Source organism: Candidatus Neomarinimicrobiota bacterium (assembly GCA_022573815.1).
Classification (GTDB): Bacteria; Fidelibacterota; SORT01; order SORT01; family SORT01; genus JACZTG01.
In genome coordinates, this window is sequence record JACZTG010000030.1 from 1 (window position 1) to 23,111 (window position 23,111).

Here is a 23,111-nt window from a genome sequence, read left to right on the forward strand (position 1 = left end):
TAAGCGAAGCGGTTAAGGACCGCCTCATCAGAATTGCGGGGAAAAGAGTATCATCGGAAGGGATACTTATAATTGATGCCCGCCGGCACCGTTCGCAGTCCAAGAATCGTGAAGACGCTCTTAACCGTTTGAAAGAGCTTATTATCAAATCGCTCACCCTGCCAAAACCACGCCGAAAAACCAAACCGACTTTCGCCTCAAAAGAGAAACGGCTGAGAGATAAAAAAGCGAGAAGCAGGATTAAGGAATCCCGCAAACCTCCTGATGATTATTGAGATAGGCGCGGTAAATTAATCTTCGGTGCGGTCAGACCAAAGGTAAGTCCCGCCAACGGCGGTGGCCCTAACCCGCACAACTTCCCGTCATTCTGAGCGTAGCGAAAGAATCTCAAGTCCGTCCTCTTTCGTCATTGCGAGGAATGCAGTGACGAAGCAATCTACTATCCTTTTTGATAAATCTATTAAAAGACAACCACCCCTCAGTCCCCTCCTTTATAAGGAGGGGAAAATGTCCTCCTCCCTCGAGGGAGGTGTCACGATCTCGCCGAAGGCGTAAGATGTGACGGAGGGTGTGATTCTGAAGATAACTCAATATTTTAGATTGTTGATTGGTCACACCCCCCGCCTGACATCAGTCGGGCAGGCTCGTCCGCCAATTGGCGGACACTCCCCTCAAGGGGAGAGAAAAATTGAGCAGTCAGGAATACTCCTGACTCGCGCACACGGGAGCGAATCGTCAAAGCAGCGAATGGGTAGTTAAACCTTTTTATTAACTGATTTCCCTTCATTCCACGTAAATAAGCTCAAAACCGATAAAAAAGCGTTATAGTTTTTATTTACACATATCGCCGTAAACTCTTTTATATCAACGTTTATACGTCCACCGTTTAATTAGATAATAAAATAGTAGCATTTTTCTCTTGACACAGTATGGGTAATAGTGTATGTTTCGGGGTAATTATGGGTTAACAGCCCTATTTTAATTAAAAACAAAGCGAGTAACGGGATGACACCTGAACCTAATTCATTCTTAGGCGAATACAGATACACCATTGATGATAAAGGCAGAGTCAATATCCCCGCTCCTTTCAGAAAGATACTACACCCTTCGAATAACAAGACTTTCGTAATCTCAAAAAATATGGCAGGCGAGAAGTGCCTGGTGGCAATGCCGGTCGAAGAATGGGACAAGATTCAGGAGAACCTGATTCGCAATCTCAATAAGATAAGTCTCACCGACCAGCAATTTATGCGTAACCTCACGCGATACGCCACCTATTGCAGGCACGACGGACAGGGAAGAATCACTATTCCCCAAAACCTTTTAGAAGTAGCAAGTTTAACTAAAGACGCTGTGATAATCGGGATGCTGAATCAGATAGAGATTTGGGATCCGGGAGAGTTGGACGCAAGAATGTCGGATGATGCAAAACTATCCGAGGAAGAATTGACGGCTCTCGCTGAAAAAATAGTTTTATAGTTTGATCCGCCATGGGATCTGATGTCAAAAATAACGTATGGCACAACCCTGTAATGGTGGAAGAAGTTAAGACCAGCTTAATTATTGACCCTGATGGGGTTTACATAGACGGGACTTTAGGAGGAGGCGGACATGCCGCCGCTATACTCAAGTCCCTGAGCGAAAAAGCCCTTTATGTTGGAATTGACAGAGATGCGACAGCAATTGAACACTGCAAAAAGAGATTCAGCGACTCAACCACGCCAGTCAGGTTGTTTCAAGGCAAATTTCCGATGATGCCCGAGATTGCCGACCGGTTTGGAATTAAGAACGTCAGCGGCGTTCTTCTCGACCTCGGCGTCTCTTCCACTCAAATAAATGTTCCCGAACGCGGATTCTCCTTTGGTTCCGACGGTCCTCTTGATATGCGGATGGATCAGAGCGAGGGAGCTCCCGCATACGAACTGATTAACCGGCTTAACGAAAAAGACCTGGCGAATCTCATCTACGCTTACGGCGAAGAACGTCACAGCAGGAAGATAGCCACCGGAATTAAAAATGCCTCCCCTATTATGACCACAGGTGAATTGCGTTCTGTGATTGAAAAGGTGATAATGGGAAATATGAAGACTAAATCTCTCGCAAGAGTGTTTCAGGCATTGCGTATTGCGGTAAACGATGAACTCACGAACCTTATTGACGGGCTTAATTCCTCGCTGAAAGTACTGAAAAAAGGGGGGCGGCTTGTAGTCCTCTCCTATCACTCGCTCGAGGACCGTATCGTAAAACAGTTTATGAAAGAGGAATCGTCCGATTGTATCTGTCCGCCGGAAATTCCTCAATGCGTTTGCGGCCACACTCGGCAATTAAAGATTCTGACTAAACATGTTATGAAGCCTACTGACGAGGAAATCCGAATCAATCCGCGTTCGAGAAGCGCAAAAATGAGAGTAGCAGAGAGATTATAATTGCTGAACACTGACCAAAATATAATTAATGTCGTCTTTGCCTGCCCGGCATCGCTCGGACAGGCGAGAAGCGAAGCGACGAAGCAATCTCGATTTGTAGATGTGCAGAATAGATTTGAGATTGCCGCGGTCATCCCGCAGCTGCGGGACTCCCTCGCAATGACAATCGAGCGCGGGTTGGGCTATCAACCTCCTCCCTGGAGGGAGGTGTCACGAAGTGACAGAGGGTGTGATTCTCCAATTTTCTCTATAACATCGGTTAGCGAATGGTCACACCCCTCGCCCGGCGGCAGCCGGACACTCCCCTCAAGGGGAGAGGAATATGGCGTAATTTATTCATCGGCGGTGGCCCCGACAGCCCGCAAAAATGAGAGTAGCAGAGAGATTATAAATGATTAGACCTAAAAAAAATATCCGCAGGAAAGCAAAGAAAGAAGCGTCCGCATTCACATTTGTCGCCGTAACGGCGATGGCGTTTGGGCTGATGGTAGGTTACGTCTGGCTGAACAACGAAGTAACCTCCACGCTTAATAGTATCTCGGCTCTGAGCAAGGAATTAGCGGTGAAAAAGACAGAGGGAAAGCTGTTGGAAGCGGAAATCGCCGGCCTTTCCAGAGCCGACAGGATAACGAATTTCGCAAAGGATAATCTCAATATGGTATTCCCTCCTCCTCAATCGATCGTACTTGCGGCAAAACCTGATATGAATATCCTAAGTTCCTATGGAGACGATATATAAAGTGTCACGCAAAAGTATAACATTAGATCTGTTCAGCGGCGGAAGCAGGGTTCGTCTTACCATAATATATATTCTTTCCCTTTCCGTGTGGCTCGTTATAATGGGCAAACTTTTCTGGATACAGGTTATCAACCATGAAGATTTACTGGTAGTGCGGAATAATCAGTACACTCAGGAAATAATCCTCGAGGCGGAGCGCGGAACTATCCGGGACAGGAACGGAAATGCGCTGACTATGAACCTCCCCTACTACGATTTAGGCGTTCATCCTCCGTTGGTGGAAGAACCCGAGCTGATGGCTGCGGCGTTCAGCGAGACATTCGGAAAGCCCGCTTCTTATTATACCGACAAGCTGCAAAGCGGAAAGAATTTCATCTGGATGGAGAGAAAGGTGACTCCCTCCAAAGGTCTTTCCATTATTGATAGGGATTTCAAGGGGCTTTCTCCCATAAAACAATCGAAAAGATATTATCCTTATGGGGAGATCGGCGCGCAGATAATCGGCTTCACAGACATTGACAATCTCGGTATCGAGGGAGTCGAAAAGTCATATGACAACTATCTCAGCGGTGTGGACGGAAGAAAAACCTTTCAAATAGACGGCAAAGGCAGAGATTTCTCCGGCATGCTCTCCCGCACCGTTAATCCTGTCAGAGGCGGAGATGTGACTCTGACCATTGATCTCGATTATCAGATAATTCTTCAGGAAGAGTTGGAAAACGCCTATAAAAAATGGGGTGCCGAACGGGTAATCGGAATTCTCCTACAACCTCAGACAGGTGAAATTTTGGCTATGGGAAACGCGCCCGATTTCAATCCGAATAATTATACGAATTACCCTGTGGAAAATTTCAAGAACAGAACTATAACGGATACTTATGAGCCGGGTTCCACATTCAAGCTGATTACCGCCACGGCAGCTATCGAAAACAAGGTATATAACGATTCCGATATGATTTTTTGCGAAAACGGGAAGATTCAGGTGGCAAATATTTCGATAACCGACCATAAACCTTACGGTTGGCTCACCTTTAATCAGGTATTCTATAATTCCAGCAACGTTGGAGTTATAAAGATAGCTCAGGCATCGGGCAGGGAGAACATATATCACACTGCCAGAGCATTCGGATTCGGCAATAAAACCGGCATCTCGATAGACGGCGAAAGCAGCGGGATTCTGCATAACCTGGACAAATGGTCTGCCCTTTCATTGGCGGAAATCGCAATCGGATACGAAGTTTCGGTAACGGCGCTTCAGCTTGGAATGGCATATGCAGCAGCGGCAAACGGCGGATTTCTCCTGAAACCGAGGATAATCGCTTCTGCGTCCAAAAGCGACGGCTCTGAACTTATCTCGGACAATGTAAAGGTCGTCCGGCGGGTGATGTCTTCCGAAACGTCGAGGAAATTAAAAAATCTCTTCCTGGGTGTGGTGAAAGTCGGAACCGGCAAGAAGGCATATATGAAAGGTTTTAATGTGGCGGGCAAATCCGGAACTTCACAGAAGTTAATAAACGGCAAGCATTCAAATAAGTATTACGCTTCGTTTGTGGCTTTTTTCCCTGCGGAAAATCCCGAGTTTCTCTGTCTTATAATCGTAGATAATCCAGATACTTACCTCTCTTACGGCGGCGAGGTCGCCGCTCCGATAGTGAAGAATATATTTACGCGAATCGTGGATTCGAACCCGCGGCTCATCGCTTCCTCTCCTCCCCGAAAAATCGAGAAGGCAATGGAAGAGCAGCTGAATACGGAACGCGCAGAGCCGAAGTTAACGAGTCTTTCCAGCGTCAGATATATTAGAACTCAGAAAAAGAGCGTCCGAAAAGACCTTATGCCCAACGTGAAAGGGCTAAGTCTCAGGGCGGCGCTGAAGATTCTCGGCGAACGGAATTTGAACACAAGTTTTTCAGGCAGCGGCATTGTGAAGAAACAAAGTCCTCTGCCGGGACGGCGGATATCCGCGGGACTTGAAGTAATCCTTACGATGGGTACGAATTAAGATTGAATAACCCGTCGTCCCTATACAAGATTATGGAAGGAATAGAATATAAGGATCTAACGGGGAACGACGCCGTCGTAAGCGGTATCGCTTACGATTCTCGGGCTGTGCAAAAAGGCGATGTTTACTTCGCCCTCAAGGGAGAAAACTTTGACGGCGCGCAGTTCATCCCCGACGCTATCGAAAGAGGATGCAGCGCTGTCGTTTCTGTTGATTATGAAAATACGACTGAAGTGCCCGTTCTCACTACCCCTGACACCCGGCTTGCCCTTGCGTATGCTTCCTCCGCTTTCTATGGGAATCCTTCCCGGAATCTGAAACTGATCGGAATTACAGGCACCAACGGAAAAACTTCTGTGGCGCATATTCTACGGTATATGCTTCAGTCCGCAGGATGCAAGACGGCTATTCTCGGAACTGTGGGTCACGATTACGGCGAGGGAATTGAAAAATCCTCCCTCACGACACCCGAAGCTCCCGAACTCAACCGATTTTTACGCAAAGCGGTGAATGAAGGGTCATCACACGCCGTTATGGAAGTTTCATCGCACAGCCTTGCCCTCAAAAGAGTGCGCGGACTTGATTTCGATGTGGCTGTTTTCACCAACCTTACCCATGATCACCTCGACTATCACAAGAATTTTGAATCCTACAGGAACGCAAAGGGGTTGCTCTTCAAGGAGCTGAAAGATTCCGCTTACGCTGTCATCAATATCGACGATGAATCTTCAAACTATATGTCCACAATGACTTCAGCGAATGTGGCGACCTTTTCCATTTCGGATTCTTCCGCCGATTATCAGGCTTTATCACACACTTATTCGGATCGGGGTATGAAAATTTCGCTCTCAATCCCGAAAGGCGCTCTGGATATTGAATCTCCGCTGTCGGGTGAATTCAATGTATATAATCTCATGGCGGCGTTCACCGCTGTTGAAGTGTTAGGCGTAAACACAGACAGCGCCGTTGAAAACCTGACAAATCTTTCTCAAATACCCGGCAGGTTCGAGAAAATTGACTCGGATGCCGGCTTCACGATTATTGTTGATTACGCTCACACGCCGGACGCTTTGGAAAACACAATGATAGCCGCAGGCGAATTGAGAGCTCCCGATTCCAGACTCATAACGGTTTTCGGATGCGGCGGCGACAGGGACGTTGAGAAACGACCGATTATGGGGAAACTCGCCTCCTCTCTTTCCGATCTTGTTATCGTGACTTCAGATAATCCCAGGAGCGAGCCGCCTGAGAGCATTATCAGCGGCATTACGCAGGGTATGAATAAAGATAACTTTAAAGCGATTGAAGACAGGCGAAGCGCCATCGGGCATGCTCTGGCTGAAGCGAACAGCGGGGATGTGGTTCTTGTCGCGGGCAAAGGACACGAGGACTATCAGGAGATAAACGGAGTTCGGAAGCCGTTCAGCGACAAAGAGGTAATAAAAGAACTTTTAGGAGATAAGGGATAGGAATTTGATATTGAGCAACCCGGGCGATATAGAGGCAGTCATCACTGAGCGTCCGCTCAGCGGGGAGATCTCCGGCATCTCCATTGACAGCCGAACCGTTAAATCAGGCGAAATTTATGTTGCGATTAAAGGCGAAAATTTCGACGGTCACGATTTCATAAGAGACGCCGCTCAAAAGGGAGCGTCTGCCGTGGTCATATCCAAAGATTGGTACGCCGATAACAAAGCATCGGTTCCGACCGGCTTCCCTCTCTTTCTCACTATTGACACACAGCTCTTTCTCGGACAATACGCGAATTATCACCGGAAAAAGCAGAGCCGGCCTGTCATCGGAATCACAGGCTCAAACGGAAAGACATCGGTTAAGGAGATGGCAGCTCTCGTTATTTCGAAGATCGGTTATGTTCACAAAACTGCTGGAAATCTGAATAATCATTTAGGAGTGCCGCTCACTCTGCTCCGTACGCCGGATGAGGCGGAATATACGGTTTTGGAAATGGGAATCAACCATCCCGGCGAAATGACCTACCTCTGTTCCATCGCCGAACCTGATGTAGGCCTCATAACGAATGTTGCCCTATCACACACAGAATTTTTTGCGGATATCGACAAGGTCGCTTCCTCTAAGGGGGAGATGTTCACACATATGGCGGTCGGTGGGACTGCCATTGTGAACCTTGACGATGTCCGCATTGACACCATGAGCAAAAAAATAGAAAACAAACTGACCTTCAGCTTCCTGTATGACGCGGATATTCAGGGAAGAATTGTTGAGTCGGAAAAGGGAACCGGAACGGTTCTTGAATTCAACGGCTGCGAACCGTTTATGCTGCAAACTCTCGGCAAGAATATGGCGTCCAACGCCTTAGCCGCCGCGGCTATAGGTCTTAAATACGCCGTTCCCATCCCCGAGATTCGGGACGCGCTTGCCTCCTACAAAGGATTCAAAGGAAGGATGAGCAGGACTGAAGCCGCAGGACGAACTATCATAGACGACAGTTACAACGCCAATCCGGCATCGGTTGAGATGGCATTGAAAACTTTCTCCAATTTGGAATCTGACGGGAAGAAAGTCGTCGTGTTCGGCGATATGCTGGAGTTAGGAAGATTCAGCCGACAGGAACACCGGAACGTCGGCAGCTTAATTTCGGATCTGAAAATTGACACTCTCCTCACGTTCGGAAACGAATCGGTTTTGACTGTTGAAGAAGCAAAAAAATATGGATTGCAGGATGCCAGGCACTTTGAAAGTAAAAAAGAACTCACGGAGTATCTTATGAATTTCACTGACCCGGGAGATATGATTCTCGTGAAAGGTTCACGCGGAATGGCGATGGAAGACGTTATCGAACTTATGAAAAACGAGGTGAACTGATGCTGTTTCATCTGCTCTATCCCCTTCGTTCCTACATTTCGGGATTCAATGTATTTCAATATATCACTTTCCGGAGCGCGGGTTCCGCTATCACGGCTCTGCTGATTAGTTTCTTACTTGGACCGATGATAATCCGGCTTCTCAAAAAACACAATATCGTAGAAGAGATACGGAGCGACGGTCCTGCATCCCATCTCAAAAAGAAGGGAACGCCGACGATGGGCGGATTACTCATCATCGCCGCAATCGTTCTCCCCACATTGTTGTGGGCGAATCTTCTGAACCGGTATGTTCAGCTTGCTCTCTTAGCCACAGTATGGATGGGTGTTGTGGGATGGATTGACGACTACCTGAAATCCGTGAAGAATCACCCGAAAGGTTTGATTGCGCGATATAAATTTGTCGGCCAAATTTCGCTCGGATTGATAATCGGCGGAATAGTTTACTTCTCCCCTGCGTGGGAAGCAGTGGGTACAACCAGCTATCTGCCGTTCTTCAAGGATTATCAGATTGATTACGGCTATTTCTATATTCCTATGGTTATTCTTGTTATCACAGCCACATCCAACTCCGTGAATATTACCGACGGATTGGACGGACTCGCTACGGGACTTATGTGCATCGCGGCGCTTGCGTTCACGGTTATGGCATACGCCACCGGAAACTCGATTATTTCAAATTACCTTTATATAGACTATTTAGCAGGCTCGGGTGAAATGGCGGTCTTCCTTTCGGCTATGGTGGGAGCCACCCTGGGATTTCTCTGGTTCAACACACGACCGGCGCAGGTTTTTATGGGCGATACGGGAGCGTTGGCGCTTGGCGGAGCATTAGGCGTTGCGGCTATTCTCATTAAGAAAGAGATTCTGCTCATTTTGGTCGGAGGCGTTTTTGTAGTGGAGACACTCTCCGTCATCATTCAGGTTTTGTATTTCCGCTATACGAAAATGAAACAGGGCAAAGGAAAACGATATTTCAAGATGGCGCCGCTGCATCATCATTACGAACTCAAGGGATGGGCGGAATCAAAAGTAGTAGTACGATTTTGGATAATCGGCATACTTGCCGCGATTATAAGCTTAAGCACATTCAAGATTAGATGAGGAAGAACTTAACAAACACTGATGAAAGATGATCTGTCAAATAAGAAAATCACGGTGCTGGGCATGGCTAAAAGCGGAATTGCGGCTGCCCGCCTTCTCTCCGATGCGGGAGCGCGGATTTTCGTTAGTGACAGCGGCGATTCCGAGTTGCTCGCCGCTGCCACAGCCGAGTTGGATGCTATGAGCATTAAATACGAGACAGGCGGACACACCGAACACGCTTTGGAAGCGGAATTCATCGTGACGAGTCCCGGCGTCCCCGAGACAGCCGGCATTATCGGACAAGCGCTGGAAGCCGAGCTGCCGATATACAGCGAACTCGAGTGCGCAAGCTGGTTCAGCGATGGAAAAATCGCCGCTATTACAGGTTCAAACGGCAAAACGACCTGCACAGCACTATTAGGCGAGATGATGAAGCAGTCGTTTGACGATGTGCGATTAGGCGGAAACATCGGAACGCCGTTCTCCTCTCTCGTCGGTAAAGGAGACACGAACAAAACTATATATATCCTCGAGGTAAGCAGTTTTCAGCTCAAATGGATTGACAAATTCCATCCGGTTGCCGCAACAGTGCTCAACGTCACTCCCGACCATCTGGACTGGCACACGAACTATGAAAGTTACGTGAACGCCAAAGAGCGGATAACAGAGAATATGACCTCGGATAATTATTTCATCTATAACAGCGACGACACGGAATCCACACGAATCGCTTCCAACTCCGCTGCCAAAAATATCTCTTTTTCGGTAAAAACCAAGCTGGACAACGGCTGTTGGCTCGAAGATTCAGAACTTCGATTGAAATATGAATCGATTGATGAAACGGTTATAAACGTGAACGACCTTAAACTGCCCGGCATCCACAATGTGGCAAACGCCGCAGCATGTATTTTACTCGCCACAACAGGGGGCGCTTCCATTATCAGGTCTGGCAGCGCCCTCCTTGCCTTTCCCGGAGTGCAGCACAGGCTCGAAACTGTGCGTGTTTTAAACGAAGTCAGTTATGTTAACGACTCGAAATCCACCAACGTTGATTCAATGACGGTGGCTCTTAACTCTTTTGATGAACCGATAATATTGATAGCAGGCGGCAGGGATAAAGGTTCCGATTTTGAATCTATCAAGGAACTTGTCTCGCGGAAAGTGAAAACGCTGATTCTCATAGGAGAAGCGGCGGAGAAGATAAGCAGATCGTTCTCGTCTATAGCGGACAAGCGCGTCTCTCCCAATTTGAAAGACGCTGTCGTAGTTGCTGAGCGCCTCTCGGTAGCCGGCGACGTCGTATTGCTTTCGCCCGGCTGCGCGAGTTTTGATATGTTCAGGAATTACGAAGAACGAGGCGAAGTTTTCGCCAATGAAGTGAAAGCGCTTGGAGAAGCTGTATGACTTCACTGTCAGGATACTTCAACGTTCGCGGCAGCGACTACGATAAAAACCTTCTCTTTATCATCATTCTCATCGCCGGAATAGGAATGGTGATGCTTTACAGCGCCAGCTCGGCAATAGGCAGAGAAATGGGCGACAGCGCAATTTATCTCAAGGGTCATTTTGTGCGGCTTCTCATCGGCTTTGCTCTTTTGGCGTTGACAATGAGAATAGACTACCGGTTTTATAAAAAAATCGCCATTCCGCTACTCATCGCGGCGGCGCTCGTGCTGACCGCAGGATTAATATACCATCGTCTCTGGGGAACAAGCTCAACAGCCCGCTGGATTTATATCGGCGGAATCAGCCTCCAAACTTCCGAGCTGATGAAATTTGCCCTCATAACTTACCTGGCATACTACCTTGAGAAGAATGAAAAACGGATCGGATCATTTACCGACGGGCTTCTTCCGACAATAATTATTTTAGCAATCGCTTCCGGGCTTGTGCTGATTCAACCTGATTTCAGCACTACCGCGATGATAATAGCGGTTTCCTTCATAATGCTCTTCATCGGGAACGCGAAAATCAGCCATCTGACCGCCGTTGGCGCCATCGGCGGATTGATAATGGTTCTCTCTGTATTCAACTCCAGCTATCAGATTCAGCGTATTAAATCATTTATCGAAGGCGGAGATATTTCGGGAGCAGGCTACCAGATGCAGCAATCTCTAATGAGCCTTGGCGGCGGCGGTCTCTTGGGATTAGGACTTGGAGAAAGCGTCGGCAAAAACTTGTTCCTTCCCACTCCACACACGGATTTTATACTTGCCATCATCGGCGAGGAGATGGGTTTTATCGGCGTCCTGATCATTTCGACGATGTTTTTAGCGTTCTATTTTCGGTCGCTTAAAATTGCCCGGGGAGCCAATGATAAATTCGGAGTTTATCTGACTGTAGGGCTGTCAACATCAATATTCCTTTATGCAGTCGTTAACGCTGCGGTTGTTTCCGGCTTGCTTCCCGTAACAGGACTGCCGATTCCGCTGGTCAGTTACGGCGGCTCGAATATCCTGTACACGCTTGGAGCCACAGGAATACTGCTGAATATATCTTCATCGAAAAGTACTCCCAAACGGAAAAGATATAAAAGGAGTTCTCGTTAAAATGAAACCGGTCAAGGTCATATTCGCCGGCGGCGGAACGGGAGGACATCTCTTCCCTGCGCTTGCTATCGCCGAAAAACTTAAACAGGTTCGGAAATCTGCGGAGATACTGTTTATCGGTACACGAAAAGGAATAGAGGGAAAAATTATTCCTAACAGTGATTTCGAATTTCTGCCGATACGGATTTCGGGGGTTTCCAGAGAGCGGAATCTGCTTCTTACGATTCTGAAAAATCTCCTGGTGCCGTTAGAAATTTTAATTGCCGTGCTGAAATCGTTCTGGCTCCTTTCGCGGAACAAACCCGATGCGGTTGTGGGGACAGGCGGTTTCGTTTCGGGTCCTCCCCTTATTGCGGCGACTCTCATGGGAATTCCCACATTGATTCACGAGCAGAACTCTTATCCGGGAATAACCACACGATTGCTCGCCGGGAGAGTCACTCGGGTTCATTTGGGGATGGAGAAATGTTTGAAATACTTAAAAAAAAAAGATATGAAAGTGGAAGTTAGCGGAAATCCGGTGAGAGGAGAGCTCCTTCGCAGAGCTGAGTCTCTAAGTTCGAAATCTTACGGGCTTGTCACCGGAAAACAGACTATCCTCATATTCGGAGGAAGTCAGGGTTCGCATCCGATAAATATGCATATTCTTAAGAATTTTGATCAATACGCAAACCGCAGAGAGATTCAATTGCTCTGGCAGACGGGAACGTTGGACCATCAGATGATTATCAACAGCGTCGGAGAGTTGGATAACGTAAAGATTCTGCCCTTCCTGACTGATATGGCAGGCGCATATTCTTCAGCGGATTTAGCCATTTGCAGAGCGGGCGCTTTGACGCTTGCGGAACTCTCCGCCGTTGGCCTCCCCTCGATTCTCATCCCGCTGCCTCACGCCGCCGAAAAGCATCAGGATTATAACGCCGCGATTATGGAAGAGGCGGGAGCGGCTATAGTTATAAGTCAGGATGAACTCCCTTCCGGCTTGCTTGAGGAAACGGTTTTCGAACTTCTTTTTGATCAATGGAAATTGAAGGAGATGTCCGAAGCGGCAAAATCTTTGGCGTATCACGATTCGGCTATGAAGATAGTAAATTCACTTTTAGGCATTATGGAGGACGCTGAAAATTGATGGTTAAGCTGGGACATACCAAGCATTTGCATTTTGTGGGCATCGGCGGTATCGGAATGAGCGGTCTGGCTGAATTGCTTCTGAACCAGGGCTACACGGTTTCAGGCTCGGACTTGATGGAGACGGATATTACCCAGAATCTCCGCGATATGGGTGGACAGATTGAGATTGGTCACGCAGCCGAGAATGTCGGAACTGCTGACGTTGTAGTTCACTCATCGGCGGTAACGGACGATAATCCCGAACTGCAAGCCGCTATGGAAAAAGGTATCCCCGTGATACGCCGCGCGGAAATGCTCGCCGAACTTGTCCGACTAAAACCTTACGCCATCGCTGTTGCGGGCACACACGGAAAGACTACAACCACTTCCATCGCAGGCGCGGTTCTCACGGAAGGCGGTCTGGACCCCACCATTATAGTAGGCGGAGTCGTACGGAGTCTCGCCACGAACGCCCGTCTCGGAGACGGAGATTATATCATTGCGGAAGCGGACGAGTTTGACCGTTCATTCCTCACTCTCTCTCCTACTATCGCCATCATCACGAATATTGAAGAGGAACATCTCGACATATATAAAGATTTGGACGATATAAAAAATACATATCTCACGTTCGCATCAAGGGTACCGTTCTACGGAGCGATAATCGCCTGTATAGACGAACCGCATCTCAAAGATATTATCCCGGATATGAAAAAACGGATAATCACTTACGGGCTTTCGGAGGAAGCGGAAGTCAGGGCTGTCAATATATCGTACAAATCGGGAGAAAGTATCTATACGCTGGTGAACGAAGGCGTTGAGATGGGCGAGATCAATCTTCATATGCCGGGCGTGCATAACGTGAAAAATTCTTTAGCGGTAGTCGCTCTTGCGCTGGAACTCGATTTATCTTTTGATGTAATAGCGAAAACGTTGAGTGAATTCGAGGGCATCAGACGCCGGTTTGAGATTAAAAGAAGAATAGCCGGCATTATGGTGGTGGACGATTACGCGCACCACCCCACCGAGGTGAAGAGTTCGCTCTCAGCCGCCAAAACGGGATGGGACCGCCGAATTATAGCGGTCTTCCAACCGCATCTTTACTCCCGGACAAGAGACTTTAAGGACGAATTCGGCGAATCGTTCAATCATGCGGACATACTTGTAGTGACGGATGTTTACGCAGCGCGCGAGGCTCCTATTGAGGGAATTTCCGGTAAGATTATCGCGGATGCCGCTGAAAAAGCAGGTCACAAGAACGTTCATTATATCCCGGATATGGATAAAATTGTTGATTTCCTGATGGAAACAGCACGGGACAATGATATGGTAATCACAATCGGAGCGGGAGATATTTTCAAAGCCGGAGACGATTTGATAAACAAATTAGAACAGGAAGGTATAAATGCAGCCGCTGACTGATCTCGATTTCGAAGCGTTGGAGAATTCCATCAGCGGAGAACTGAAACGCAACGAATTGATGTCCAAACATACCACATATCAAATCGGCGGACCGGCGTATCTCTATGCCCTGCCGAAGAACAGAAACGACCTTGAGATTTTAATCGAGTTTTCCCGCGAGAATGAAATTCCACGGTTCAATATGGGCGGCGGAAGCAACATACTTGTTCACGATAAGGGCATTAAAGCAATGGTGATAGACTTGAAAGCCGGATTTTCTTCCATAGAAGTTTTAGGTACAACCGTGACGGCTCAATCGGGAATCAGCCTCGCCAAGTTCGTTTCCACCTGCCGAAAGAACAATCTCGCCGGAGTGGAAAAACTTGCCGGAATACCCGGCTCATTGGGCGGAGCATTATTTATGAACGCAGGCGCTTTTGGCTCGGAGATTTCCCAGAAACTAAAATCACTCACTCTTCTGCTTGAGGATGGTGAATTCACCGAACTCCGAGCCATTGACCTTCAATTTGGATACAGGGAATCAAATCTGCCCGAAGGCTCTCTCATTCTTGAAGCGGAATTTGAATTGGAAAAAGTGGAAGACGCTTCGGAAATATACGGAGAATCGAAAAGGATTATCAAATCGCGGAACGAGAAACAGCCGGTCTCGGTCCCGTCAACAGGAAGCATCTTTAAGAATCCGCCTGAGGGCGATTCCGCGGGCAAGCTTATTGAGGATGCCGGATTGAAAGGAACGAAAGCCGGCGGAGCGATGATTTCCGAGAAACACGGAAATTTTATACTGAACATGGGAAATGCACGGGCGGAGGATGTTGTTCACCTTGTGGCTCTGGCTCACAAGACTGTGCTGGACAAATTCAACGTCGAGCTCGAACTCGAACTAAAATTAGTGGGTTATGATGATTGGTTTATCTGATGAAAGATAAATTAAGAGAACTGTTACCTCATATTATCCGCGGAACTTATCTCGGCTCGATTTTAAGTCTGCTGATTCTCTTCACGTTGTCCGTCATCGAATATGCCGACGCTTTTAAAGTATTCAAATTTGACGAGCTGAGGATAGTCGGCAACGAAACCGTTTCCTCGGATGAACTTTTCCGGCTGTCGGGATTGAAGTTCGGCGAAAACTTGCTTGATATTGACATCAAAAGAACGGCAGAGCGGATCAAAGCGAATCCGTTTATCGAAAGAGTAAAGATTTCGCGCGAACTTCCAAACACTGTCGCGATGCGGGTGACGGAGCGTAAACCGTTTGTTCTCATCGCGCAGGGAAGTTTTTACGCTGCCGATAAATCAGGGCATCTGCTTCCCTCCCGTTCCCATATGATTTTTGATCTGCCGATAATAACTGGAATTGAAGAGCTTTCTCTCCCATTTATGGGAAACAGAGTTGATGATTCGCGATTCAGTAAAGCCCTTGACGTTGCGCTGCTGCTCAACGCCGAACCGTTCTCGCTCTACAACTCGATATCGGAAATCAATATCAGTCCCCGGGGCGATGTGAGCCTAATCGGCACACTCAAGGGAACGAAAATTCTCTTGGGAAAATCAGGATATAAGAACAAAATAAATAGAATTCGTTCTCTGCTTTTTACGCTGAAGCGGGGAGAAGGATTGTCAGGGTATCATTACGTGGATTTACGTTTTGAAAATCAGGTAATAGTTAAAGAACGCTCTTGAAATAGGGAGTAAAGAATATGAATGATTCAATAGTCGCCGGCATTGATATAGGCACAACGAAAATTTGCACTATCATCGCCGAGCATGAAGAGTCAGGTGAAATCAACATCCTCGGAGTTGGCAAGGTGCCTTCCCTCGGACTCACACGCGGAGTTGTTGTGAACCTTGAGAAGACGGTACAGTCCATCAAACGGGCAGTGCAGGAAGCCGAACGAATGGCGGGCGTGAACATTAACGGCGCATTTATCGGCATCGGCGGGAGCCATATCCGAAGTATGAACAGCGACGCTGTTGTGGCTGTTTCTAAATCAGAATCCAAACGAGGTATCACGCACGGTGAGATAACCGAAGACGACATCGAAAGGGTGAACGAGGCTACAACACCTGTTATGACAGGATTAGACAGGGAGATACTTCACGTCCTGCCGCAGGAATATGCTGTTGATGACCAGTTCGGAATTAAATCCCCCATCGGTATCACGGGGATGAAACTCGAATCCAAAGTGCACGTGGTCACCTGCTCCGTCACATCCGCGAAGAATATAGTCAAGGCGGTAAACAGGTCGGAAATAAACGTAAACAACCTGATTCTTGAGCCTCTCGCCAGCAGCTATGCGGTGTTGGACGAAGAAGAGAAAGAATATGGCGTGACACTAATTGACTTCGGCGGCGGCACAACTGACGTTGCGGTTTTCTTTAAAGGCGCGGTGAGGCATACTGCCGTGGTGGGGCTTGGCGGAGAAAATATCACCAACGACGTTGCCTATATGCTGCGAACTCCGAGAGAGCACGCCGAAGAGATTAAATGCGCTTACGGCTGCGCAAAACAATCGCTGGTAAGCAAAGACGAATATTTCAAACTGAAAAGCATCGGCGGCAGACCGCCGAGAGAGATCTCCAAAATGCTGCTCGCTTCATACGTGGAACCCCGCGTGGAGGAAATCTTGCAGATGGCGAAATTGGAGATGCAGAAGTTCAACCGGTACGATATGCTGGCAGGCGGAGTTGTCCTCACCGGCGGCGGAGCCCTCTTGGACGGAATCAGAGACATCGCCGAAGACATCTTCGAACAGCAGGTAAAGATAGGAATACCACATCCGACTAAAGGCTTGGTTGACCTGGTTTCCGAACCGATGTATTCAACGGCTTTGGGTCTGATAAACTACGCAGTAAGTCCGGAAGGCGAATTAGAAACGTATATAGATAATGATAAACCGAATTTCAAGAGAGCGGTGGAAAAGATTTTAGACCATGTAACGAATTTTTTTGTATGAGAAATGTTAAAATAAAACTACACAAAGCAGGAGGAAATTATGCTGTTTGAATTCACAGAAGTACTCGAACAGAGAGCTAAAATAAAGGTAGTTGGAGTCGGCGGCGGCGGCGGAAGCGCCTTAAATCGCATGATTCGCTCGGGATTGGAAGGCGTGGATTTTATCGCCATCAATACCGACGCTCAGGCGCTGGACCACAGCGAGGCTAAGACCAAGATACAGATCGGTCAGAGTCTCACTAAAGGCTTGGGCGCGGGAGCAAGTGTGGAAATAGGACGAAAAGCGATAGACGAGGACAGAGACACCGTTGCAAAAGCGTTAGCGGATACGGATATGGTCTTTGTAACCGCGGGTATGGGCGGCGGGACAGGAACCGGAGCGGCTCCGGTGGTATCGGAAATTGCGAAAGACCTGGGCGCGCTAACGGTTGGTATAGTAACAAAGCCGTTTGTGTTTGAAGCGCCGAAACGCACCCGACGGGCAGAAGCGGGTATCGAGGAGCTCAGGAAAAACGTTGACACGATAATTGTAATTCCCAATCAGCGACTCCTCTCCATCGTGGATAGAGATACTTCCGTCCTGAACGCATTTGAGGTAGCGGACACGCTTCTTTATCAGTCCACAAAAGGCATTTCCGACCTCATAACATACCACGGAATCATCAATCTTGATTTCGCTGATGTACGGACCGTAATGGCGGATATGGGCGACGCTGTTCTCGGCACGGGAACCGCAGAAGGGGAAGAAAGAGCCGTTATCGCCGCACAGCAGGCGATAAACAGCCCGCTGCTTGAGGATACGGACATCTCCGGAGCGCTGGGAGTTCTTATCAACATCACAGGCGGAGAAAACCTCTCCCTTTATGATGTGGAAGAAGCCTCCTCCATCATCTATCAGGAAGCCGGTGAAGATGCGAACATCATCTTCGGAGCGGTAATTGACCCGAAACTCAAAGACGAAATAAGAGTCACGGTAATCGCAACAGGCTTCAATAAGAATCCAAGCTCGGCTAAACCGGCTGAAGAGAAGGATTTCGGATTCTACAAGGATGATCTTGAAGAGTTGGAAAAACCCGCGGTACAACGGATGAACGGCGACATACGCCCGCTGCTGAGTCCCGTTTCAAATAGCGAGGAAACCGTGATTCCGGTTGACGACATCGAAGTTCCGGCTTTCCTGCGGAAGCAGACGAATATAGCTAGTTTGTAGTAGAATCAGGTCGTCACCCTGAGAGAAAAGCAAAGAGCCCGCCTTTTGGCGGGTTTTTTGTTTTTACTATTACTCCTCCCTCGAGGGAGGTGTCACGGAGTGACGGAGGGTGTTATCGTACAGCAAATACAAATTCATTCCTGATAGGATGAATCACACCCCTCGTCCGTCAACTGACAGACACTCCCCTCAAGGGGAGAGGAGCAGCGTGCGGGTCAGGGCTTGCCTGTCTCGCCGCTGGTGGTCCTGACTGCACTCTTATTCCCCCTCCTTTTTTAAGGAGGGGGAGATTACATTTTGCCTGCACGGCTATGTCGTCATTCGGAGTAGTCCGCCAGCTGGCGGATGACGAAAGAATCTAAACTCTGTCCGATAAGGTAAATTATGAGATATTTTGCATTATTTTATCTCAAATGTATTCGAGAAATCCTGAAATGGAATTACAGTACTATCCGGATTTTCGATATCATAATAATCTATCCGAATTCTATAAGTTCCTGTTTCGTCCTCCTCTCGACTTTTCGTCAAAGGACCAAAAATTGAATAATCTTGTGAAGGCTTAATAGGTACGACTCTTACACCTTCAATTAGGATAGATTTTAACTCTCTTTCCATCCAAATCTTTTCCGATTCACTGTATTTTTCAATGTATCCACTTGAATATGCAGCAATATACAATAGATCCTGTTCTGGCGGACCAAACCCATCCCCTAATCGTGAATAATACGTTGCATCGGAATCATTACTTATGGTTCCTTGAATAGAAATGAAGTCCTTGGATTCCCCCTGCTGCCAGGTATATGAAGTAGCGCTAGTTTTAATTGATAATTTTTTATATCCATCCTCATAAGCAGACTTGTCAATGAAGAATTTTGTAGAATCAAAACTTAATGAATCATAATTATACCACGGCTTCATAATTCCATAATAATATCCCGAATTCAAATATTTAGAGATGAAAGGATTAATTACAGATGTCCAATGACTCTTTAATTCATCACCCGGCATTAAACTATAGACAGAAACACAATCAGTGGTAACCCAGCCATCAAAATAAGTTCCAAGCGTATCAACCAATATCCAATTAAAAAATTGTCCTGTACCGTGATCATCAAATGAAATAGTATCATCGCTAAGATTTGTGAATGACGCACTCCAATAAATTGTATCAAGGAAAAAGTACGTTGATTTATCAGTGTTTATTGAATAATTAAGTGTTTCATCAATGTATGAATCATCGACATTTTCAACTATATCATCATTGTCACAAGAAACAATGATTAACATGCCGATGATCGAAAGTAAAACATTTATAGAAAAGGTTTTCATCAGAATGTGCATCTGCTCCCAACTCTATTTATAATGTTTTACTTCATGGATGAACTGGAAGTTCCCCTCCTTTTTAAGGAGGGGGCAGGGGGTGGTTCCTAATAAACAAAAAAGAACAGCCGAAGCTGCTCTTTTAAAAACATAATAAGCGATTAAATTACGCCGCTTTCATCACCTTCCCCTGCTTGATGCAGGTCGTGCAAACACGAATCCTTTTTACCGTACCGTTGACGTTCGCCCTTACCTTTTGAAGGTTCGGCAACCATCTCCGCCTGCTTGTATTGTGAGCGTGACTCACCTTGTTCCCGTATAGAGGACCTTTACCGCATATATCACAAACTCTGGACATCTTAAATTCTCCGTTTCTGAACAACGAAAAGTATACGTAAACTGAGCTGATTTGTCAAGAAGAAAAGAAGAAATAACTACCCGCGAATCCTGTCCACCCACGCTTTGATGTTACCCCTGGCGTTTAATTCACGTGATACCTTTTCCGCTTCTCTGATTCGCTGAAACCTTCCGATTCGTACCCGATACCAGGCTTTTTCTTTTCCGCCTACCGTGGTCTTCTCCATATATGCGTCATAACCCATGGATTTGTACTTAGACCTGGCTTCTATCGCCCTCTGCTCCGAACGGAACGCTCCTATCTGTACGGTGAACTTTCCTGTTTTCTTTTTAACGGGAGCGCTGATGGCTATAGGTTTCGCAGCTTTAGTTGCAGTAGTTTCCGCCTGCGTTTCCTTAATTATAATCTGACTCTCAGTTGTTTCGGTTTTTACGGCAGCTTCTTTTTCGCCCTCTTTTCCGCAACCGGCGAGATTAACGCTAAATAATAAAATGAAAATTATGGAACGATTCAATCTTTCTCCCTTCTGTTCTAATCGGAAGTTCTGCGTAAACATTAAGGAACGTGAGTCGGAATTACAATAGAATTTTCATTTTTAATCATTCGTCATTGCGAGAAACGTAGTGACGAAGCAATCTCAACATTGAGATAACAGGAAAAATCGAGATTTCCGCGTCGTCTTTCGGACTCCTCGTAAAAACAGAAATGTACAAATTAGAATGCAAGTCTCCTCCCTGGAGGGAGGTGTCACGGAGTGACAGAGGGTGTGATTCTGAAATTCAATCAAATATTTTCGTTACTTTACGGTCACACCCCTCGTCCGGCAGCTGCCGGACACTCCCCTCAAGAGGAGAGGAACAAGCGTGCGGGTTAGGGCTTGCCTGTCCCGCCGCCGGCGGTGGCCCTGATAAACGTAAAATTATATGATTTATTAGCCCGGTCGTTTACGGCTGGGATATGAAATATAACTCGATAAAGGATAGGGCGTTCACGCCCTTATTATTCATCTGCCAAAACGCCGTGAACGGCGTCACGTATTTAAATGAACTAAAAAACCCAGCCATAAATGGCTGGGCTAAAGAGAATTACAATAGAATTATTTCTGCCTGATAACCACCAGTTTGTCCACAGCTGATTCCGCGCCCCAGACTTCACCTTTCCTGCTCTTTAATTGCATTCTGACCTCTTTAAACGGTGATTGAGCTATATTTTGGCATCTCGTCCCAGAGTCTGCCGTCCAATATTCTACCGGCTTTTTTCTTGTTCACACCTCCCCATTGCTTGAAAAAGAAATCGACTTTTTGCTTCACACATGTGTCTCTTATATCTCTTGCCCATTGAGCATCCATTGGTCTCGCGCCGGGACCAGATTCTCCTCCAACGATAGCCCAATCTATATTATTCAATTTTAGATTATTTAGAGGCCCCAGTAGCGGTTCGAGTGACAGGAATTTAATAATAGCAGGCGTTTTTCTCAAATCGTCTATTCTGTACGTATAATCTTCGTTTTCTACACTTACCCCCATCCAAATGTTATCTGTCCAAGGTAAATCTTTTGCTATCTCTAATAGTCGCTCTGACCTCTTTGTTAAAACCTGAAAAACGTGCTGATTAGCTTTTATCATTGTGGCAAAGACCTTTTCAATGAATTTGAACGGTACCTTATCATGAAAAAGATCGCTCATTGAGTTAACGAAGACCACTCTTGGCTTTTTCCATGAAAGAGGTGCATCAATCATATCTTCCTGCAATGTTAATTTAAAATTATTCCTATACCTATATTGCCCCATTGCATGCAATCTCTTAGCCATTCTTTCGGCATAACAGTGTTTACAGCCGGGACTTACCTTGTCACAGCCTGTTACCGGATTCCAGGTTGAGTCTGTCCATTCTATATGTGATTTAAATACCATATTCTTTATCTATATACTTTTGTGGTCAGGTAAATATAATAGAGAAGAATCATTTAGTCGCTTAGTACCTCTTATATCTTCAAATAATATCAGCTTATCTTGATGCAGTTCCTTCACAGCTGTTCTATATTCTCTTTCAATGTACTGCATAAAAAAATCTTTACAAATTATTTTCCAATAATCTTTGCGTGATTTTTTTAAATTTGACTTAATTAATATTAAGATAATATGTTTCAATTCCATTAAATTACTTTCTTCATTCCATTTAATTTTCAAGTCGGGGAATAAAGGCAATACTTTGGAAATTGATTTCATCATACGCGTATTATATGCTTTGCACATGATATCATTCATTAGCAATAAACCATCTTCAGAATTTGATAAATACATAATGTAAAATTTTGCCAGATTATTTGGTTTTACTTTCACAGGGCAATATCCAACATACTTAACATATTTTAGTATCTTTTTCTTAAATGTCCTCATCAACTCTTCTTCAGCATCCCTTTGGTCTAGGCTCAGATTAAGTAATGATTCTTTCCAATAATTTCCTCCAAATACTTCATCCAGTCTTTTATGAAACCCTATAATCTTATCATTCATTTCTCCTTTTTCAATTGAGTTACGTGAAGCGAGCCTCCTAACGGCTGTAATATTGATATTTACTAAAATTTCAGTACTTGATTTTTGCTCTCTTTCAAGAAACGGTAACCAAGTATTAAATTCGCATCCCTTAAGCGCATATGGATCCAAATATAAAAATACAGTTTGATCAGTGAGTAGTTTTTTCAGACGAATTAAGAATTTATTTGCATCAATATTTAAGGGAACTACTATTTGCTTTTCTTTGTTTACCAATTTAATAAACTCACTTTTTGGAACAATCCTTACATCCAATATAGGAACGAAACTTTCCATTCTCTCCAATAAATCCGCTATCTTAATTTGCCCAGACTTCATCACCCGCTTGTCCTCTTCTGTTGGTAAATTTTTTTTGACAAACTGCATAAATTCAACCATTGTATTTACAGGCATCACCCACCCCCTTGCTGGTCTTTGAGGGATTCCAAAGGTTTAAATAATTGAAATCCTTCAATAAAATCATCCACAAATTCACACATAGCGCCCACGTCATTGTAATTTTTGCATTTTAGCAAAGCATTTTTAATTTTCATAATTG

22 protein-coding genes are annotated in these 23,111 nt (G+C 46.0%); 17 read left to right on the forward strand and 5 right to left on the reverse strand.

Annotated elements, in window-relative coordinates:
• The 17 genes from IIB39_09715 to ftsZ all read left to right on the forward strand — a co-directional run.
• Positions 1-275 (forward strand): aminoacyl-tRNA hydrolase (locus IIB39_09715; GenBank protein MCH8928975.1); only part of this gene is annotated, 275 nt, incomplete at its 5' end.
• Positions 276-1,005: 730 nt separating this feature from the next.
• On the forward strand, positions 1,006-1,479 hold the full coding sequence (mraZ, locus tag IIB39_09720; protein ID MCH8928976.1) for a division/cell wall cluster transcriptional repressor MraZ: 474 nt from the start codon (positions 1,006-1,008) through the stop codon (positions 1,477-1,479).
• An 11-nt stretch (positions 1,480-1,490) separates the two neighbouring features.
• Positions 1,491-2,426: a 16S rRNA (cytosine(1402)-N(4))-methyltransferase RsmH gene (gene rsmH / locus IIB39_09725; GenBank protein MCH8928977.1), complete on the forward strand. Its 936-nt coding sequence runs from the start codon at positions 1,491-1,493 to the stop codon at positions 2,424-2,426.
• Positions 2,427-2,825 (forward strand): hypothetical protein, encoded by a 399-nt coding sequence (locus tag IIB39_09730; protein MCH8928978.1) that lies wholly within the window; start codon positions 2,427-2,429, stop codon positions 2,823-2,825.
• On the forward strand, positions 2,818-3,165 hold the full coding sequence (locus IIB39_09735; GenBank protein ID MCH8928979.1) for a hypothetical protein: 348 nt from the start codon (positions 2,818-2,820) through the stop codon (positions 3,163-3,165). Before IIB39_09730 ends, IIB39_09735 begins: the two co-directional genes overlap by 8 nt.
• Position 3,166: 1 nt before the next feature.
• The gene (locus IIB39_09740) at positions 3,167-5,167 is read left to right on the forward strand and encodes a PASTA domain-containing protein (GenBank protein MCH8928980.1); all 2,001 of its coding nucleotides are present in this window, start codon (positions 3,167-3,169) and stop codon (positions 5,165-5,167) included.
• A gap of 2 nt (positions 5,168-5,169) precedes the next feature.
• Positions 5,170-6,636: a UDP-N-acetylmuramoyl-L-alanyl-D-glutamate--2,6-diaminopimelate ligase gene (locus IIB39_09745; protein MCH8928981.1), complete on the forward strand. Its 1,467-nt coding sequence runs from the start codon at positions 5,170-5,172 to the stop codon at positions 6,634-6,636.
• Positions 6,637-6,646: 10 nt separating this feature from the next.
• Positions 6,647-8,011, forward strand: coding sequence for a UDP-N-acetylmuramoyl-tripeptide--D-alanyl-D-alanine ligase (locus IIB39_09750; protein ID MCH8928982.1), 1,365 nt, complete (start codon positions 6,647-6,649; stop codon positions 8,009-8,011).
• Positions 8,011-9,114, forward strand: a complete 1,104-nt coding sequence (locus IIB39_09755) for a phospho-N-acetylmuramoyl-pentapeptide-transferase (GenBank protein MCH8928983.1) — start codon at positions 8,011-8,013, stop codon at positions 9,112-9,114. The genes IIB39_09750 and IIB39_09755 overlap by 1 nt, the downstream gene beginning before the upstream one ends.
• 21 nt (positions 9,115-9,135) lie before the next feature.
• Positions 9,136-10,500, forward strand: coding sequence for a UDP-N-acetylmuramoyl-L-alanine--D-glutamate ligase (locus IIB39_09760; protein ID MCH8928984.1), 1,365 nt, complete (start codon positions 9,136-9,138; stop codon positions 10,498-10,500).
• On the forward strand, positions 10,497-11,645 hold the full coding sequence (locus IIB39_09765; GenBank protein ID MCH8928985.1) for a cell division protein FtsW: 1,149 nt from the start codon (positions 10,497-10,499) through the stop codon (positions 11,643-11,645). Before IIB39_09760 ends, IIB39_09765 begins: the two co-directional genes overlap by 4 nt.
• Before the next feature lies 1 nt (position 11,646).
• The gene (gene murG, locus IIB39_09770) at positions 11,647-12,774 is read left to right on the forward strand and encodes an undecaprenyldiphospho-muramoylpentapeptide beta-N-acetylglucosaminyltransferase (GenBank protein ID MCH8928986.1); all 1,128 of its coding nucleotides are present in this window, start codon (positions 11,647-11,649) and stop codon (positions 12,772-12,774) included.
• Positions 12,774-14,177: a UDP-N-acetylmuramate--L-alanine ligase gene (locus IIB39_09775; protein ID MCH8928987.1), complete on the forward strand. Its 1,404-nt coding sequence runs from the start codon at positions 12,774-12,776 to the stop codon at positions 14,175-14,177. The genes murG and IIB39_09775 overlap by 1 nt, the downstream gene beginning before the upstream one ends.
• Positions 14,161-15,093, forward strand: a complete 933-nt coding sequence (gene murB, locus IIB39_09780; protein MCH8928988.1) for a UDP-N-acetylmuramate dehydrogenase — start codon at positions 14,161-14,163, stop codon at positions 15,091-15,093. The genes IIB39_09775 and murB overlap by 17 nt, the downstream gene beginning before the upstream one ends.
• Positions 15,093-15,857: an FtsQ-type POTRA domain-containing protein gene (locus IIB39_09785; GenBank protein MCH8928989.1), complete on the forward strand. Its 765-nt coding sequence runs from the start codon at positions 15,093-15,095 to the stop codon at positions 15,855-15,857. Before murB ends, IIB39_09785 begins: the two co-directional genes overlap by 1 nt.
• Before the next feature lie 17 nt (positions 15,858-15,874).
• On the forward strand, positions 15,875-17,131 hold the full coding sequence (ftsA, locus tag IIB39_09790) for a cell division protein FtsA (protein MCH8928990.1): 1,257 nt from the start codon (positions 15,875-15,877) through the stop codon (positions 17,129-17,131).
• 39 nt (positions 17,132-17,170) lie between these two features.
• On the forward strand, positions 17,171-18,340 hold the full coding sequence (gene ftsZ, locus IIB39_09795; protein MCH8928991.1) for a cell division protein FtsZ: 1,170 nt from the start codon (positions 17,171-17,173) through the stop codon (positions 18,338-18,340).
• A gap of 399 nt (positions 18,341-18,739) precedes the next feature.
• Here the strand turns inward: ftsZ and IIB39_09800 are convergent, their stop codons facing one another.
• The 5 genes from IIB39_09800 to tcmP form a co-directional block, all read right to left on the reverse strand.
• Complete coding sequence (locus IIB39_09800; GenBank protein MCH8928992.1) at positions 18,740-19,669, reverse strand: hypothetical protein; 930 nt, start codon at positions 19,667-19,669, stop codon at positions 18,740-18,742.
• Between the two features lie 157 nt (positions 19,670-19,826).
• Positions 19,827-20,018, reverse strand: a complete 192-nt coding sequence (locus IIB39_09805) for a 50S ribosomal protein L28 (GenBank protein ID MCH8928993.1) — start codon at positions 20,016-20,018, stop codon at positions 19,827-19,829.
• A 76-nt stretch (positions 20,019-20,094) separates the two neighbouring features.
• On the reverse strand, positions 20,095-20,532 hold the full coding sequence (locus IIB39_09810; GenBank protein MCH8928994.1) for an SPOR domain-containing protein: 438 nt from the start codon (positions 20,530-20,532) through the stop codon (positions 20,095-20,097).
• Positions 20,533-21,205: 673 nt separating this feature from the next.
• Complete coding sequence (locus IIB39_09815) at positions 21,206-21,931, reverse strand: phage Gp37/Gp68 family protein (protein ID MCH8928995.1); 726 nt, start codon at positions 21,929-21,931, stop codon at positions 21,206-21,208.
• Positions 21,932-21,940: 9 nt separating this feature from the next.
• A complete protein-coding gene (gene tcmP / locus IIB39_09820; protein MCH8928996.1) occupies positions 21,941-22,966 on the reverse strand; it encodes a three-Cys-motif partner protein TcmP in 1,026 nt (341 codons plus the stop codon).
• Between the last annotated feature and the right edge of the window lie 145 nt (positions 22,967-23,111).

What these genes read in the sequence shown, in the direction of transcription:
- mraZ (MCH8928976.1), top strand. Translation starts at nt 1,006, where the DNA reads ATGACACCTGAACCTAATTCATTCTTAGGCGAATACAGATACACCATT.
- rsmH (MCH8928977.1), top strand. Translation starts at nt 1,491, where the DNA reads ATGGGATCTGATGTCAAAAATAACGTATGGCACAACCCTGTAATGGTG.
- IIB39_09735 (MCH8928979.1), top strand. Translation starts at nt 2,818, where the DNA reads ATGATTAGACCTAAAAAAAATATCCGCAGGAAAGCAAAGAAAGAAGCG.
- IIB39_09755 (MCH8928983.1), top strand. Translation starts at nt 8,011, where the DNA reads ATGCTGTTTCATCTGCTCTATCCCCTTCGTTCCTACATTTCGGGATTC.
- IIB39_09760 (MCH8928984.1), top strand. Translation starts at nt 9,136, where the DNA reads ATGAAAGATGATCTGTCAAATAAGAAAATCACGGTGCTGGGCATGGCT.
- IIB39_09765 (MCH8928985.1), top strand. Translation starts at nt 10,497, where the DNA reads ATGACTTCACTGTCAGGATACTTCAACGTTCGCGGCAGCGACTACGAT.
- murG (MCH8928986.1), top strand. Translation starts at nt 11,647, where the DNA reads ATGAAACCGGTCAAGGTCATATTCGCCGGCGGCGGAACGGGAGGACAT.
- IIB39_09775 (MCH8928987.1), top strand. Translation starts at nt 12,774, where the DNA reads ATGGTTAAGCTGGGACATACCAAGCATTTGCATTTTGTGGGCATCGGC.
- murB (MCH8928988.1), top strand. Translation starts at nt 14,161, where the DNA reads ATGCAGCCGCTGACTGATCTCGATTTCGAAGCGTTGGAGAATTCCATC.
- IIB39_09785 (MCH8928989.1), top strand. Translation starts at nt 15,093, where the DNA reads ATGAAAGATAAATTAAGAGAACTGTTACCTCATATTATCCGCGGAACT.
- ftsA (MCH8928990.1), top strand. Translation starts at nt 15,875, where the DNA reads ATGAATGATTCAATAGTCGCCGGCATTGATATAGGCACAACGAAAATT.
- ftsZ (MCH8928991.1), top strand. Translation starts at nt 17,171, where the DNA reads ATGCTGTTTGAATTCACAGAAGTACTCGAACAGAGAGCTAAAATAAAG.
- IIB39_09800 (MCH8928992.1), bottom strand. Translation starts at nt 19,669, where the DNA reads ATGAAAACCTTTTCTATAAATGTTTTACTTTCGATCATCGGCATGTTA.
- IIB39_09805 (MCH8928993.1), bottom strand. Translation starts at nt 20,018, where the DNA reads ATGTCCAGAGTTTGTGATATATGCGGTAAAGGTCCTCTATACGGGAAC.
- IIB39_09815 (MCH8928995.1), bottom strand. Translation starts at nt 21,931, where the DNA reads ATGGTATTTAAATCACATATAGAATGGACAGACTCAACCTGGAATCCG.
- tcmP (MCH8928996.1), bottom strand. Translation starts at nt 22,966, where the DNA reads ATGCCTGTAAATACAATGGTTGAATTTATGCAGTTTGTCAAAAAAAAT.